The sequence below is a fragment of the Nocardioides jishulii genome (assembly GCF_006007965.1).
GTDB classification, from domain to species: domain Bacteria; phylum Actinomycetota; class Actinomycetes; order Propionibacteriales; family Nocardioidaceae; genus Nocardioides; species Nocardioides jishulii.
Genome location: NZ_CP040748.1, coordinates 3,460,814 through 3,474,478, shown reverse-complemented (window position 1 = coordinate 3,474,478; position 13,665 = coordinate 3,460,814). Strand labels below are relative to the sequence as shown.

Sequence of the window (13,665 nt, the reverse complement as noted above, 5' to 3'; positions counted from 1 at the left end):
CGGCCGTGATCGACGCTGACCCCCTGTTCGCCGCGGATGACGGGGACAACGTCAGGCAGGACGGAGGCAAAGGTCACGGCCCACCGGGTCCTAGGACCGTGCCGTGCACCCCTCTTTCGGACGGAGGCTCGACGTGTCGAGCCCCCAACCCAGGAGAGCACCATGAAGGCGATGACCTATGACGGCCCCGGACGACGGATCTGGAAGGACGTCCCCGATGCCACGGTGGAGAGCCCGGAGGACGCGCTCGTCAGGGTGGACGCGGTCACCATCTGCGGCTCCGACCTCCACATCCTCAAGGGCGACGTGCCCGAGGTGACCCGGGGAACCATCCTCGGCCACGAGGCCGTCGGCACGGTGATGGAGATCGGCACCAGCGTCAGTGGGGTGAAGGTGGGAGACCGGGTGCTCGTCTCCTGCGTCGGAGGGTGTGGCCGTTGCCGCTTCTGCCGGGCCAACCAGGACGGCCAGTGCCTGCGCGGCGGCGGCTGGGCCCTCGGCCACCTCATCAACGGCACCCAGGCTGAGCTGGTGCGCGTTCCCTTCGCGGACCGTGGCCTCCACAAGCTCCCCGAGACCATCCCCGACGAGCAGGCACTCCTGCTCGCGGACATCCTGCCCACGGCGTACGAGGTCGGCGTGCTGAACGGCCGGGTGGCGCCCGGGTCGAGCGTGGTGATCGTCGGGGCAGGCCCCGTCGGCCTCGCCGCCGTGATCACCGCGCGGCTGCTCACTCCCTCACGCATCGTGGTCGTGGACCCTGCCAGCAGCCGGCGTGAGGCGGCGGTGCACTTCGGGGCTGACCTCGCGGTCCCCGGCCCGGACGAGGTACGCGCCGAGCTGGAGGCCTACACCGAAGGGCTGGGCTTCGACACCGTGATCGAGGCCGTCGGCATCCCGGCGACGTTCGAGCTGTGCACCAGCCTGGTGCGCCCGGGGGGCACGGTGGCGAACGTCGGCGTGCACGGCTCGCCGGTGACGTTGCACCTCGAGGACCTCTGGATCAAGGACGTCACCATCACGACCGGGCTGGTCGACACCTACTCCACCCCCACGCTGCTGCGGCTGATGGGCGAAGGTCGGGTGAACACCGAGGGCTTCGTGACGCACCGCTTCGGCCTGGAGGAGATGCAGGACGGCTACGACGTCTTCGAGCGCGCCTCCGACACCGGCGCGCTCAAGGTCGCGCTCTTCCGCGACTGAGCCCCATCCGCCGCGTGGTGCCGACCCTGACTCCCAGGATCGCCTGGACGCTCGCCGCCGTGTCGGTGGCCTGCCTCCTGGCGCTCCGGACGATCCAGGGCGACCTCGTACCCGACTTCTACGACCTGGGCATCTACCGCGCTGAGGGCATGGCACTGCGGCACGGGTGGGACCTCTACGGCCCCCTTCCGGGGGTGACGGGTCTCGCCACCTACCCGCCGTTCGCGGCGATGGTCTTCGTGCCGGCGACCTTCCTGCCGATGGGGCTCCTCGAGCCGGCATCGGTGCTCGCCAACGTGTTCCTGCTGGCGGTGGTGGGTCACCTCGCGCTCCGCCTCGCCGGTGTCGAGGGCCGCCGACTGACCATCGGTACGGCGGGCGTGCTCGCCGTCGCCGTGTGGTGCGAGCCGGTGCAGTCCACCCTCGGGTTCGGCCAGGTCAACCTGCTGCTCGTCGCCCTCGTCCTCGCCGACCTGACCGTGCTGCGAGACACGCGGTGGGCCGGCGTGGGCACCGGCCTGGCCGCCGGCCTGAAGGTGACTCCGGCGATCTTCATCGTCTACCTGCTGCTGGCCGGGCCCCGCCGGGCCGGGGCGACGGCCGCCGTGACGGCGGTCGGCACGGTGGCGCTGTCAGCGCTCGTCGCTCCCCGTGCGACGTGGGACTTCTGGACGCGCCACCTCGTCGACGACCGACGGGCCGGGCGGCCCGAGAACGTGTCGAACCAGTCGGTGCGGGGATGGCTGGTCCGCGCCTTCGGAGACCGCGACCCCGACGCCTGGCAGCTCGCCGTGACGCTCGTGGTCGTGCTCGCCGTCCTGCTCGTGGGGACCGTCGTGGCTCTCCGGGCCAGCCGCGCCGGCGACGAGCTGGGCGGGTTGGTGGCCATGGCCGCGACCGGGCTCCTGGTCTCGCCCATCTCGTGGACGCACCACTGGGTCTGGTGCGTGCCGATGCTGGTGCTCGGGTGGCAACGCTCGTGGCTGCTCCTGCTCACGGTGCTGGCGACTACTGCGACGTACGCCGTGTGGGCGCTCCCCGGCAACGACTCCGAGCTCTCGTGGGACCCGCTCCAGGTGGCCGCCTCAGGTCCCTACGTGGTGCTCGGCGTGGTGGCGCTGGGGGTCGTCGCTCGTCGACGGTTGCCAGACTGCACGGCGTGTGCGCACCATCGTTGAACGACAGCGTTGTCCTCCGACGGTCTGCTGATGCCGGCCGTCGCCCCGCGAGGAGAGAAGGCTGATGAGCCAGACGTCCGGGCAGGCGGACCGCCCCGTCATCCGCATCGAGGGGCTCGTGAAGAAGTTCGGCTCCTTCACCGCGCTCGACGGGCTCGACCTCACGGTGGCGCGGGGAGAGGTGCACGGGTTCCTGGGGCCCAACGGGTCGGGCAAGTCCACCACCATCCGGGTGCTGCTGGGTCTGCTGCGCGCCAACGGCGGGACCGTCGAGCTGATGGGCGGGGACCCGTGGCGCGACGTCGTCGAGCTGCACCGACGACTGGCGTACGTGCCCGGGGACGTCGTGCTGTGGCCGGCGCTGTCGGGTGGGGAGGCGATCGACCTGCTCGGCAACCTTCGCGGCGGGTTGGACGCGCGGCGCCGGGACGAGCTGATCGAGCGGTTCGAGCTCGAGCCCAGCAAGCGGGGTCGGCAGTACTCCAAGGGCAACCGCCAGAAGGTCGCGATCGTGGCGGCGCTGGCGGCTGACGTCGAGCTGTTGATCCTTGACGAGCCGACCTCGGGGCTGGACCCCTTGATGGAGGCCGTCTTCCAGGACGAGATCGCGAAGGAGAAGGCGAAGGGGCGCACCATCCTGCTGTCGAGCCACATCATGAGCGAGGTGGAGGCGCTGGCCGACCGGGTCAGCATCATCCGGCAGGGACGGATCGTCCAGACCGGCACCCTGGACGAGCTGCGCGGCCAGACCCGGGTCACCATCAACGCGACCCTGGCGAGGCCGCCCGCCGACCCGAGCTCGCTGAGCGAGCTGCACGACGTCGTGCTGGACGAGCACCACCGGCTGACCGCGACGGTCGAGCCCGGGCGGGTCAACGCGGCGATGGCCGAGCTGGTGGCGTACGAGATGTCCCACCTCACCGTCACGCCGGCCTCGCTGGAAGACCTCTTCCTGCGCCACTACGCCGACGACCTGGCGGACCCGGAGTCCCGCCCATGAGCGTGCCCCTCGCGGGCGTACGACCGCTGCTCAAGGTGTCGCTGCACCAGGACGTCCGCAACGTCGTCCCCTGGGTGGCGATCGTGACGGTCCTGTCGGCGACCTCGATCCTGGCCTACGAGTGGATCTTCGACGAGCCCGAGGAGCGGGTGGCCCTGGCGAGGACCCTGGGGGCCAACCCGGCCCTGTCACTGGTCTTCGGACCCGCCAAGGACCTCAGCACGGCCGACGGGTTCAACGGCTGGCGCGCGGGTCAGCTCGGTGCGTTCTTCACCGGCCTGATGGCGGTGCTGACGGTGGTGCGCAACAGTCGCGCCAACGAGGACTCCGGTCAGGCCGAGCTGATCGCGTCGGGGGTCATCGCCCGGACGTCGCGGCTCGCTGTCGCGGTGGCCATCGCCTCCATCGCCTCGGTCGCGCTCGGAGTCGTCTGCTTCCTGGTCACCGTCCTGTGCGGTGGCGGGGTGGCCTCCACCGCCGTCCTGTCAGCGTCGTACACCGCCGCAGGACTGATGTTCGTCGGGGTGGCGACCATCACCGCGCAGCTCGGCGCAGATGCCCGCGCCGCCTCCACCTTCGGCGTCGCCACCCTCGGGATCGCCTACGTGCTGCGTGGTTACGTCGACATCTCCGACGCGCCCGACTGGGCCACCTGGGTGACTCCCTACGGCTGGCTCGAGGAGAGCGGACCCGGCGCCGACAACAACCCCTGGCCCCTGCTCCTCGCCCTCGGGCTCGCGATCGTGCTGGTGGCCGTCGGGTTCGCGTTGCAGGAACGTCGCGACTTCGGCCAGGGGATGGTCGCGCAGCGCCCCGGACCTCGTGAGGCCGGAGTCGCCGGCCACGTCTGGGGTCTGGCACTGAAGCTCAACGCCAGCTCGCTGGTCGGTTGGCTGGTGGCGTTCGCCGCGCTCGGAGCGCTCTTCGGCACCGTGGCGACCTCGGTCGGCGAGCTCGTCGCGGGCAACCCGGGGATGGGCCAGGTCCTCACCTCCGGAGCCGAGGGTCCCTCCGACCTGACGTTCGCGTTCGTGGCCACGATCCTGCAGATCATCGCGATCATCGCCGCGACCATGGGTGTCCAGGTGGCGCTGCGGATCCATGCCGAGGAGGTGGACCACCGGGTGGAACCGTTGCTCGCCGCCTCCCTGCGGCGCCACACCTACCTGGCCTCGAACGCACTCGTCGCGCTGGCCGGCACAGGGGCCGCGATGCTGGTCGCGGGCACCGCCCTGGGGGTGGTCGCCCACGCGCGCGACAGCTCGACCGACGTCGGCGACGTCGTCCTCCAGGCCACGGCCACCGTCCCGGCCGTGTGGATCCTGGTGAGCATTGCGTTCGCGGCGGTGGGCGCTCGCCCTGCGGTCCGGATGCTGGGGTGGGTCGGCGTGGTGGCGACGTTCGGACTGACCATCCTCGGACCGACCTTCAAGCTGCCCGACTGGGCGCTCGACATCAGCCCCCTGCGTCACGTCCCCCAGGTCACGGCCACCGACCCTGACTGGTCCGCCCTGGGCTGGCTGGGCTTGGTCATCCTCACCTTCCTGGCCATCGCCTTCGCCGGCTTTCGACGCCGCGACCTGATGTGACGGCGACCAGGGCCGCCTCCTCCCCGGGGCGGCGCCGCAGGACTGGACGTGCCATTCCCCTGACGTCCGCGCGGGTGTAGACAGGTCGCAGACAGGGCGTCGCGACGTGTCGCGGTGCCCCCGGGGGCGAGGAGCGGCATGACGCGATACCTGATCTCGTTCACCGAGGACTCGGTCACCTTCGCCGCCGAGGACCTGCGCCAGGTCGTCACCGACGCCGCCGAGGTCACGGCAGCGGCGAAGGACGCCGGCGTCTGGCTCTTCGGCGGAGGACCCAAGGGCTACGACACCATGGTGGTCGAGCCCGACGGCACCCTGATCGCGAGCTATGCCCTGATCACCGCCAACCTCGCCGGCTTCACCATCATCGACGTCGACAGCCCCGCCGATGCCTACGAGTGGGCGCACCGCATCGCCGTCGCCTGTCGCTGCGCGCAGGAGGTCCGGGAGCTGCTGGACGACCCCACCCAGCGCCACGGCGTCGACCAGGCCGTGCAGGACTAGACCCTCCCGGAAGGAGGCCCGATGGCCACCCGGATCCACAACTTCTCCCTCTCCCTCGACGGCTTCGCGGCTGGCGACCCCCAGTCCTTCGAGACGCCCTTCGGGCACGCGGGCCAGCGCTTGCACGCGTGGATGATGGCGACCCGGGTCTGGGACCCCGAGCACGGCACGTCGGGGGTCGACGAGGCCTTCGCGCAGCAGTACTGGCGCGGCATCGGCGCCGAGATCATGGGCGCCCACAAGTTCGGCCCGCCGGGCTGGCAGGACGACCCCGACTGGCGTGGCTGGTGGGGCGAGGAGCCTCCGTTCCACACCCCTGTCTTCGTGCTCACCCACCATGCCCGGGAGCCCCTGGAGATGGGCGACACCACCTTCCACTTCCTCACGGCCACCCCGGCCGAGGCGTTGCGCATCGCCTCCGAGGCGGCCGGAGGTCAGGACGTACGCATCGGGGGCGGCGCCACGGTGGCGCGCGACTTCATCAGCGCCGGGCTCGTCGACCACGTCCACCTGGTGCAGGTGCCGATCGTGCTGGGCCGCGGGACGCAGCTGTGGGAGGGACTCGAAGGGTTCGAGGAGGCGTACGACGTCGAGACGACCGCCTCACCCAGCGGCGTCACGCATCTCGTGTTCACCCGGAAGTCGCCCCTGGTCACGTCCTGAGGGGCTCGCTCGTCAGGCCAGGACCGACCCGACCGAGAGAGGGAGCACCCAGTGAGCACCATCGACCAGACCGCCGCCTTCGAGGCCGAGCGACCCCGCCTGGTCGGCCTGGCCGGCAAGGTCCTCGGCGACCACGCCGAGGCCGAGGACGTCGTGCAGCAGGCGTGGCTGCGCCTGGCCCGCACCGATGCCGCGATCGAGAGCCTCCCGGCCTGGCTGACCACCGTCACGACGCGGCTGTGCCTCGACCGCCTGAAGGCGCGCAGCCCCTTGCTCGTCGACGACCTCGCCGAGCACGAGCACGGCGTCGCGCAGGTGACCGCCGGCTCCAGCGCCGAGGACCCCGCCGACCACGTGGCCCTGGCCGACGCCGTGGGGGTCGCCCTGCACGTCGTGCTCGACCGGCTGACCCCGGCGGAGCGCGTCGCCTTCGTGCTCCACGACAGCTTCGGCTTCGAGTTCGCCACGATCGCCGGCGTCCTCGACACCACCCCGGTGGCCGCTCGCAAGCTCGCCTCGCGGGCCCGGGCGAAGGTCGCCCAGCCTGCCGCGGAGGACGCGCTGGCCGACTGGCAGGTCGTCGACGCCTTCATGGCGGCCGCCCGCGAGGGCGACTTCGAGCGGTTGCTGACCCTGCTGGCACCCGACGCCGTGGTCCGTGCCGACCGGGCCGCCGTGCTCGTCGGCACCCCCGACCGGATCGAGGGCCGCGACGCAGTGGCGCAGTTCTTCAACGGCGCCGCCCACGCCGCACTCGCGGTCTTCGTCGGCGACCGTCCGGCGTCGGCCTGGTTCGACCGCGGGCAGGCCAGGGTGGTCTTCGACTTCACGCTGCGCGAGGGGCGCGTCGAGCAGATCACCTTCCGCGCTGCTCCCGAGACGCTGGCCGAGGTCGTACGCCGCAAGGGCGCCGACCGATGGAACTGAGCCCGCGTCACATCTCCCACCCCCGGCTCGTCAGCCGGGTGAAGGCGGCTCTCGCCGCCACCGTCCCGAGAGAGGAACTGCCATGAAGACCATGACCTGCCGCCAGTTCGGCGGCCCCTGCGACCTCCCGCACCGTGGCGAGAGCGCCGACGACGTGATCGCCGCTCAGGACAAGCACCTCAAGCAGGCCGAGAAGGCCGGCGACGCCACCCACCAGGAGGCGCGCGACGCCATGAAGGGCCGCTGGAAGCACCCCAAGCAGTCGTTGGGGTGGTACCGCGACATGAAGGCTGCGTTCGCTGCCCTGCCGGAGGACTGATTCCACCACCCGCCGCGACGGTTGGCGGGCAGAATGGCGGCGGTGGCGACGGGTCAGGTCGCCGCCGCCGGGCACCTCCTCGGGGAGGATCTGCAACATTTCCACCGCCCGGTCCCTCTAGAAGGGTGTGAGCACAACAACAGCCCAGTGGGGCACAGAGATCGGGACCGAGGTGCGCGCGGGGAGCTTCGAGGAGTTCGTCCACGCCACCGGCGCCCGGATGCTACGGACAGCGGTCCTCCTCTGCGGGGACCGTGACCAGGCCGAGGACCTGCTCCAGAGCACGTACGCCTCGGTCTTCGCGCGTTGGCGCCTCGTCTCCCGGGCCGAGAACCCTGTCGCGTACGCCCGCACCATGATGACGCGTCTCTACCTCGCCGAGCGCCGTCGCAAGCGGGTGGTCGAGCTGCCGATCACCGTGGACGCGCCCGGGCGCGGTGAGGGGTCCGACCTCCGGCTCTCGCTGCTCCAGGCGCTCGACTCGCTCGCTCCGCAGGACCGGGCCGTGGTCGTGCTGCGCTACTGGGAGGACCTCAGCGTCACCCAGACCGCCGCCCAGCTCGGCCTCAGCGAGTCGGCCTGCCGGACGCGCAGCTCGCGTGCGCTGGCTCGACTCCGTGCTCTCTATCCCACACTCGCCGACACAGAGGACTGACATGACCACCATCCACGACCAGCTCCACGACGAGGTGACGGGCGTGCGCCCCGACCTCGACTCCCTCGCCTTCTCCGCCCGCCGGCAGGGGTTGGCCAAGCGCCGCCTCGCCCGGTCGCTGACGGCCGTCGGCACCGCCGCCGCCGTCAGCCTCCTCGCCGTAGGGGGATGGGCCCTCACCGGACTCGGAGGCACCTCGGACCCGGCCAACGTGGTCGCCCCCGCCGCCGAGCCCACGGCCCCGTCGACCCCGCCGGCGCCCGAGCTCGTGCCGATCACCGGACGGACGACTGCGTGGCTGCTCAACGACCTGGTGAGCACCTACACGGCTCCGGGCGGCACGGCCGACGACTTCGAGGGTCAGGGCGGCGGCGACTTGGTCGACGAGGCGGGCAACGTCGTCATCCCTGCGGAGAGGAACAGCCAGACCTTGGGCTCGCTGACCCTGACCAATGCCGTCGGCCGCTCGGAGATCGGGCTCAACGTGCAGAGGCTCAGTGCCTTCGGAGGCCCCCTCGGGGGAGACATCGGCGACGACTGCTCCGACCCCAACTATGAGGGGACCGACTGTGAGGTGACCACGTTGCCCAACGGCGACATCCTGCGCACCTACACCGACCGCTCCGACAAGCCCGGGCGCACGCGGCTGGTCGCCGAGGTGCTGAGCTCCTCACGCGACCTCCGGGTGGTCCTGAGCGCGTCAGTGCCGACCGGCACCGCCCAGGCGATCACCCCGGCACAGATGCAGGCCGTCGTGACCGACCCGGTGTGGGCCCACGAGGTCACGGCCGAGGTGGCCGCAGCCGCTGAGGCGCTCGACTTCATCAACGCCGACGACTCGTTCGACGCGGGCATGAAGATGGACGCCCCGCCGGCTGACTGAGGACTGACGGTGGCGGTCACGGGGTAGGAACCGCCTCGTGACCGCCACCGAGCACCGTTTCCATGAGCACCGTTTCCACGAGACCTGGTTCGTCGACGCCTCGCCGATCGACGTCGCGGCGGTGCTCGACGACCTGGCGGCCTACCCCACCTGGTGGCCCGAGGTCGTCGCCGTCGCGGCGCTGGGCGGTGAGAGTGCCCGGGTGCTCTGCCGCTCCCGCCTGCCCTACGTCCTCGACCTGGTGCTGATCGCCACCACGCGCTCGACCGAGCGGCTGCAGGTCGAGGTCGACGGTGACCTGGTCGGCTGGGTGCGCTTCGACCTCAGCGAGGAACGCGGCGGCACCCGGGTGGAGTTCCAGCAGGAAGTACGCACGTACGGCTGGCTCGGGCTCGCCTCACGCCTCTTGCGGCCGGCGCTGCACTGGAACCACCACGAGATGATGCGCGGCTGTCGCGAAGGTCTCGCTGGCGCGGTCAGGGTGGCGGCCTGATGAGCGTCGACCGGCGCGGACTCTCCGTGGTGGGGTCGAACACGGAGGTGGGGTCGAGCACGGAGGTGGGGTCGAGCACGGAGTCCCCGGCCCGGGCGCCCGGCCAGCCACCGCACCACGCCTTCTCCTACGTTGAGCTGACCGTGACCGACCTGGTGGCGGCACAGGCGTTCTACGAGGCGGCCTTCGGGTGGACGTTCGTGGACTACGGCCCTGGCTACGCCGGCATCCTCGACGGCAGCGAGGAGGAGGTCGGTGGTCTGGTCGTCCAGCCCGCGGCCAGGCCGGTGGGCGGACCCTTCGTGCTCATCCACTCCGACGACCTCGACGCGACCCAGCAGGCCATCGTGGCCGCGGGCGGCGACGTCGTCGCCGGGCCGTACGACTTCCCGGGTGGTCGCCGCCTCCACTTCGTCGACCCCAGTGGCAACGAGCTGGGCGTCTGGTCCCCGGTCGAGTCGACCGGGTAGGGGTCAGGCGTCGAGCCGGTGCACCAGCTCGACGACCTCGCGGCCCAGGCCTTCTTGCGTACGACGTCTCCTCGCCCACGCGCACGAACCCGGCGCGCTCCAGCACGGTGATCGAGCCCAGGTTGTGCTCGGCGACGCGAGCCGACAACGGGCGCCGACGCTCGACCTGCAGGAACTCCCCCAGAGCGGCTGAGGCGAACCCGCGGCCCACTTCGCTGGGTCGATCCAGTAGGTGACCTCGAGGTCGCCCTCCATCGGATAGCTCCCCACGGTGCCCACGAGCTCCCCGTCGGCCTCGACGGCCAGAAGGGTCTGGTCCGGGTTGTCGCGGATCCGGCGGTGGTGCGCGTCGAACGCCTCGCGGTCGCCCACGTCGGGCCGGGTGAAGGCGGCCATCGCGCGGGCGCGCGGGTCCTGCTCCCAGACGAAGAGCAGGTCGAGGTCGCCGTCGGTGAGGTCACGCAGGCCTACGAGGCTCATGCTGCGCCACGCTAGACCCGCCGGGCGGGGTGGAGAAGAGGTTCCGGCTCAGGCTGCGACCTGGCCCACCAGCAGGTAGGCGCCGATGCCGACCATGGCCGCTCCCGAGAAGCGGCTCACCGCCCGGGCCGCGGCCGGCCGGGTGGCGAGCACGACCCGCGCCCCCACGGCGACTGCTGTGTAGACGATCGCGGTGGCGACCAGGTGGATGCTCGCCAGCGCCATGATCTGCGCCGGCACCGGCCACGCCGCGGCGGGGTCGGCGAACTGCGGCAGCACGGCGAGGAAGAGGAGCACCACCTTCGGGTTCAGGCCGCTCACGCCGAACCCCTTGGCGAGCCGGCGCAGCGCCGAGCCCTGCACGACCTCGCCCTCCTGCGGCGTCACCGGGGAGCGCAGCACGCCGATCCCGAGCCAGACCAGGTAGGCGGCGCCCAGGACGGTGAGCGTCGTGAGCAGCGCCGGGGCACCGGCCATCACCGCCGCGACGCCACCGGCCACGGCCAGGGTCGCCGTCAGGTGGCCGAGGAGCATCCCGGTGATCGCCGGGGTGACGCTGCGGTGCTGCAGTCCTGCGGAGATCGCGTACGCCCAGTCGGCGCCGGGAGTGAAGACGAAGAGCAACGTCACCATGGTGAAGGCGACGACCTGGGCGAGCTCCATGCGGGAAGGCTAGGTGGGGCCTTCCGCGTGACGTGCGCCGGGCGCCTGCTGACGTCCGCAGCGACTCGTTCCAGGCTCGATGTAACGCTTCGGCGCGCTGGTGACAGGTAAGAGGTGTCAGCACCGAGGGTGCGCCCTCACAGGACTGAGCGAACGTCCCCCCGAGACGTCGCCCAGGAGGACGGGCGGCGGGACTGCGGTCCCGTCGCCCGTCGGGGTCTCCGCAGCGTCCTCCCGACGTCATCAGGAGAGCCGCAGTCCCGCGTACGGATCGTGATGACGTCCGCGTCAGGAGACGGCGGCCGACCCCGGACCAGCCTGGGGAGGGGTGTCGCGCACGACGGTGAGGTGGCGCTCGCCCAGCGAGCTGTTGAGCCGCTTGAGGCCACGGTGACGTGCGACCCGCAGGGCGACCGCGTTGATGCCGAGGATCTCCGCTGCCGTGGCGGTGTCGATGCCGAGGCCGTCGACGAGGCCGATCACCGAGCGCTCGCGCGGCGGGAGCGTGGAGATCGCTGCGCGGACCCACTCCTTGGCGGCCACGTCGGCCTGCGGCTCCGCCACGGTGCCGACCAGGTCGGACAGGTCGGACACGTCACCGGGGGTGGTGGCGCGGCGTTCGGCGGTCCGCCTCGCGGTGGCGCTCATGTGCCTCGCGATGCCGAAGAGCCACCCGGCGAAGTCCGAGGACGACCCCTCGAAGTCGGCGATCTTCTGGGCCGCCACGAACCAGGCCTCGGCGGCGATGTCCTCCGCAGCAGCGACCGAGTCGCCGGTGGGACGCGTCCGGAGCCACGCGACGAGGCGTCCGGCGTGCTGGCGGTAGAGCACGCGCCACGCCTCCGGGTCGCCCTGCTGGGCCCGGAGGACGAGGTCGTCGCTCATCGACGTACGCCCGACTCAGGCCCGACGACAGGGTCGCCGGCGCGCTCGCGCTTCCACTTGCTCTTCTTGTCCTGGTGCTTGCCCTGGTCGGAGTCGTCGTCCCGGTCGTCGTCCCGGTCGTCGTCCCGGTCGTCGTCCCGGTCCCGGTCCTTGTCCTTCTTGGGCTTCTCCCCGGGACCCTTGCCAGGCTTCTCCGAGTCCTTGTCGCCCTTGTCGCCCTTGTCGGCCTTGTCGTTCGGGTCGCCCTTGCCCTTCGGCTCGCCCTTGCCGTCCTGACCGGGCTGACCTTGACCGTCGCCCCTGTCGCTCTTCCCGGCCCTGTCGTCGTTGCTCTTCTTCTCGCCGTCGGCCGACCCGGCCGCGCCCTGGGAGTCGCCCGGACCGCCGACGCGCCCCTCGGACTCCTCGGCGGGTTTCCCGCGCCCGGAGGTGTCGCGTTGTCCGGCGTCGTCCTCGGGAACGACCGGGGCGACGGGGGCGTGCCTGATGGGGGACGGCAGGCCCGGCACCTCGATCACGCCGGTCGCCCACGAGCCACCCACCGAGGCGAGGACTGCGGCGGCGGTGGCTCCGGCGACCACGCCAGCGCGACGACGCGACCGGGCGGGGGTGCTGGGCATGCTGGCCCGCGCCATCTCGGCCAGCTGGTGCACGAGGTGGTCGGGCGGCTCGACCTCCGGGGCGGGCAGCCGCAGGTCGGGGGGCTTGGGTGTCATCAAGGACCTTCGCTGGTGGTGCGATCACGATAGCGCCGCACCTGCCGCCGGGTACACGATCACGGAGCGCCGCCCCGTCGCTCCCGCGGAACGGGTCGCTACGGTGGGCCCGAGACCACCCACCGAAGGAGCACCTGATGGACCTGTTCGACATCGACGACAAGCAGCGCCTGTCCCGCGAGGCCGCCGCCGACAAGCTGCGTGCGCTGGCCGACTCCCTCTCGCGTCACAACTCGGTGGAGTTCCAGCGCGGTGGCAAGACCTTCACCGTTGCGGTTCCCGACGAGGTCGAGCTCAAGATCGAGGTCGAGCTGGGCGACGGGAACGAGCTGGAGATCGAGCTCACCTGGTGAGCTGAGCCGGGTCGCGCTCGGGGGCGGTCAGAGGCCGATGGCCTCGCAGAACTCGCCCTCGAGCAGCTCGGCGAACCGGGTGGCTGAGCGCCGCGGTACCTCGAAGGCGACGTCGCCGTCGACCTGCTGCTGCCACGTCCAGTCCTGGAAGGCGACCTTCTCGCAGACCACGACGGCGTGCTTGAGCCGGTCGGCGTCGGGATAGCCCTCGAGGTACTTCACGCGCTCGGTGACCCTCAGCAGCTTCCTCGCCGCGTCGGCCGGGGCCTGGTAGTCGTCGAGGGCGCCCGTCACCGGGATGGTGTCGGCTCCGGGATCCTCACCGGCGCCGGGGAGGTCGGCAGGATCGCCGGCGGGCAGGTCCGTCGACCCGTCGGACCCCTCGGGACCCCGCTGCTCACGCTCGCGCTCGGTCGCGTCCTTGGCCTGGCCGACGCTGTCCTCGAGGGGCTTCGGAGCGGTCGGGACGGCGACCCGGTCGCTGTCGTCGGACTTCTCCCCGGGTGACGTCGACGCCCAGAAGAGCACGCCGATCACCGCCACCAACGCCAGGACCAGCAGGATGCGCAGCGGTGCGATGGCAGGGTGCACCCTCACGGCAGTCCTCCTCGACACGGGAACAGGACGCTCGGCGGAGCGACCGCGGCCATGCTAGTGGCGCGAGGAGCGGCTGCACAGCGATTC

Annotated in this window: 18 protein-coding genes; 13 read left to right on the top strand and 5 right to left on the bottom strand. The window is 71.7% G+C overall.

The genetic code is table 11. The features are described from left to right. Positions 1 to 162: 162 nt before the first annotated feature. From FCL41_RS16550 to FCL41_RS16495, 12 genes are all read left to right on the top strand, one after another. On the top strand, positions 163 to 1,203 hold the full coding sequence (locus tag FCL41_RS16550) for an alcohol dehydrogenase catalytic domain-containing protein (RefSeq protein ID WP_137064612.1): 1,041 nt from the start codon (positions 163 to 165) through the stop codon (positions 1,201 to 1,203). Between the two features lie 14 nt (positions 1,204 to 1,217). Beyond that, on the top strand, positions 1,218 to 2,381 hold the full coding sequence (locus FCL41_RS16545; RefSeq protein WP_137064613.1) for a glycosyltransferase 87 family protein: 1,164 nt from the start codon (positions 1,218 to 1,220) through the stop codon (positions 2,379 to 2,381). 64 nt (positions 2,382 to 2,445) lie between these two features. Continuing rightward, positions 2,446 to 3,381, top strand: coding sequence for an ABC transporter ATP-binding protein (locus tag FCL41_RS16540; RefSeq protein ID WP_137064614.1), 936 nt, complete (start codon positions 2,446 to 2,448; stop codon positions 3,379 to 3,381). Continuing rightward, on the top strand, positions 3,378 to 4,970 hold the full coding sequence (locus tag FCL41_RS16535) for an ABC transporter permease (RefSeq protein ID WP_137064615.1): 1,593 nt from the start codon (positions 3,378 to 3,380) through the stop codon (positions 4,968 to 4,970). Before FCL41_RS16540 ends, FCL41_RS16535 begins: the two co-directional genes overlap by 4 nt. A 138-nt stretch (positions 4,971 to 5,108) precedes the next feature. Beyond that, a complete protein-coding gene (locus tag FCL41_RS16530) occupies positions 5,109 to 5,474 on the top strand; it encodes a YciI family protein (protein WP_137064616.1) in 366 nt (121 codons plus the stop codon). A 21-nt stretch (positions 5,475 to 5,495) separates the two neighbouring features. Then, positions 5,496 to 6,137, top strand: a complete 642-nt coding sequence (locus tag FCL41_RS16525) for a dihydrofolate reductase family protein (protein WP_137064617.1) — start codon at positions 5,496 to 5,498, stop codon at positions 6,135 to 6,137. Between the two features lie 51 nt (positions 6,138 to 6,188). Next, positions 6,189 to 7,064 (top strand): sigma-70 family RNA polymerase sigma factor, encoded by an 876-nt coding sequence (locus FCL41_RS16520; protein WP_239021693.1) that lies wholly within the window; start codon positions 6,189 to 6,191, stop codon positions 7,062 to 7,064. Between the two features lie 82 nt (positions 7,065 to 7,146). After that, a complete protein-coding gene (locus tag FCL41_RS16515) occupies positions 7,147 to 7,383 on the top strand; it encodes a hypothetical protein (RefSeq protein WP_137064618.1) in 237 nt (78 codons plus the stop codon). A gap of 127 nt (positions 7,384 to 7,510) precedes the next feature. Then, the gene (locus FCL41_RS16510; RefSeq protein WP_239021692.1) at positions 7,511 to 8,038 is read left to right on the top strand and encodes a SigE family RNA polymerase sigma factor; all 528 of its coding nucleotides are present in this window, start codon (positions 7,511 to 7,513) and stop codon (positions 8,036 to 8,038) included. A gap of 1 nt (position 8,039) precedes the next feature. Then, complete coding sequence (locus FCL41_RS16505; RefSeq protein WP_137064619.1) at positions 8,040 to 8,921, top strand: hypothetical protein; 882 nt, start codon at positions 8,040 to 8,042, stop codon at positions 8,919 to 8,921. Between the two features lie 37 nt (positions 8,922 to 8,958). Beyond that, the gene (locus FCL41_RS16500; RefSeq protein WP_137064620.1) at positions 8,959 to 9,414 is read left to right on the top strand and encodes an SRPBCC family protein; all 456 of its coding nucleotides are present in this window, start codon (positions 8,959 to 8,961) and stop codon (positions 9,412 to 9,414) included. Beyond that, positions 9,414 to 9,884, top strand: coding sequence for a VOC family protein (locus FCL41_RS16495; RefSeq protein ID WP_137064621.1), 471 nt, complete (start codon positions 9,414 to 9,416; stop codon positions 9,882 to 9,884). The genes FCL41_RS16500 and FCL41_RS16495 overlap by 1 nt, the downstream gene beginning before the upstream one ends. A 3-nt stretch (positions 9,885 to 9,887) precedes the next feature. Here the strand turns inward: FCL41_RS16495 and FCL41_RS16490 are convergent, their stop codons facing one another. The 4 genes from FCL41_RS16490 to FCL41_RS16475 form a co-directional block, all read right to left on the bottom strand. Next, entirely contained in the window at positions 9,888 to 10,364 is a 477-nt protein-coding gene (locus FCL41_RS16490; protein WP_212723050.1) for a GNAT family N-acetyltransferase, read from the bottom strand. Between the two features lie 48 nt (positions 10,365 to 10,412). Next, positions 10,413 to 11,027 carry a LysE family translocator gene (locus tag FCL41_RS16485; RefSeq protein WP_137064622.1) on the bottom strand — a complete coding sequence of 205 codons (615 nt, stop codon included), beginning with the start codon at positions 11,025 to 11,027 and terminating at the stop codon, positions 10,413 to 10,415. A gap of 288 nt (positions 11,028 to 11,315) precedes the next feature. Continuing rightward, complete coding sequence (locus FCL41_RS16480) at positions 11,316 to 11,912, bottom strand: RNA polymerase sigma factor (RefSeq protein WP_137064623.1); 597 nt, start codon at positions 11,910 to 11,912, stop codon at positions 11,316 to 11,318. Then, positions 11,909 to 12,628, bottom strand: a complete 720-nt coding sequence (locus tag FCL41_RS16475) for a hypothetical protein (RefSeq protein WP_137064624.1) — start codon at positions 12,626 to 12,628, stop codon at positions 11,909 to 11,911. The genes FCL41_RS16480 and FCL41_RS16475 overlap by 4 nt, the downstream gene beginning before the upstream one ends. Before the next feature lie 137 nt (positions 12,629 to 12,765). On the opposite strand from FCL41_RS16475, the gene FCL41_RS16470 reads away from it, so the two are divergent. Then, a complete protein-coding gene (locus FCL41_RS16470) occupies positions 12,766 to 12,981 on the top strand; it encodes an amphi-Trp domain-containing protein (protein ID WP_137064625.1) in 216 nt (71 codons plus the stop codon). Between the two features lie 27 nt (positions 12,982 to 13,008). On the opposite strand, the gene FCL41_RS16465 is transcribed toward FCL41_RS16470, so the two are convergent. Then, the gene (locus tag FCL41_RS16465; RefSeq protein ID WP_137064626.1) at positions 13,009 to 13,578 is read right to left on the bottom strand and encodes a hypothetical protein; all 570 of its coding nucleotides are present in this window, start codon (positions 13,576 to 13,578) and stop codon (positions 13,009 to 13,011) included. Between the last annotated feature and the right edge of the window lie 87 nt (positions 13,579 to 13,665).

What these genes read in the sequence shown, in the direction of transcription:
- FCL41_RS16550 (WP_137064612.1), top strand. Translation starts at nt 163, where the DNA reads ATGAAGGCGATGACCTATGACGGCCCCGGACGACGGATCTGGAAGGAC.
- FCL41_RS16540 (WP_137064614.1), top strand. Translation starts at nt 2,446, where the DNA reads ATGAGCCAGACGTCCGGGCAGGCGGACCGCCCCGTCATCCGCATCGAG.
- FCL41_RS16535 (WP_137064615.1), top strand. Translation starts at nt 3,378, where the DNA reads ATGAGCGTGCCCCTCGCGGGCGTACGACCGCTGCTCAAGGTGTCGCTG.
- FCL41_RS16530 (WP_137064616.1), top strand. Translation starts at nt 5,109, where the DNA reads ATGACGCGATACCTGATCTCGTTCACCGAGGACTCGGTCACCTTCGCC.
- FCL41_RS16525 (WP_137064617.1), top strand. Translation starts at nt 5,496, where the DNA reads ATGGCCACCCGGATCCACAACTTCTCCCTCTCCCTCGACGGCTTCGCG.
- FCL41_RS16515 (WP_137064618.1), top strand. Translation starts at nt 7,147, where the DNA reads ATGAAGACCATGACCTGCCGCCAGTTCGGCGGCCCCTGCGACCTCCCG.
- FCL41_RS16505 (WP_137064619.1), top strand. Translation starts at nt 8,040, where the DNA reads ATGACCACCATCCACGACCAGCTCCACGACGAGGTGACGGGCGTGCGC.
- FCL41_RS16495 (WP_137064621.1), top strand. Translation starts at nt 9,414, where the DNA reads ATGAGCGTCGACCGGCGCGGACTCTCCGTGGTGGGGTCGAACACGGAG.
- FCL41_RS16490 (WP_212723050.1), bottom strand. Translation starts at nt 10,364, where the DNA reads ATGAGCCTCGTAGGCCTGCGTGACCTCACCGACGGCGACCTCGACCTG.
- FCL41_RS16485 (WP_137064622.1), bottom strand. Translation starts at nt 11,027, where the DNA reads ATGGAGCTCGCCCAGGTCGTCGCCTTCACCATGGTGACGTTGCTCTTC.
- FCL41_RS16480 (WP_137064623.1), bottom strand. Translation starts at nt 11,912, where the DNA reads ATGAGCGACGACCTCGTCCTCCGGGCCCAGCAGGGCGACCCGGAGGCG.
- FCL41_RS16475 (WP_137064624.1), bottom strand. Translation starts at nt 12,628, where the DNA reads ATGACACCCAAGCCCCCCGACCTGCGGCTGCCCGCCCCGGAGGTCGAG.
- FCL41_RS16470 (WP_137064625.1), top strand. Translation starts at nt 12,766, where the DNA reads ATGGACCTGTTCGACATCGACGACAAGCAGCGCCTGTCCCGCGAGGCC.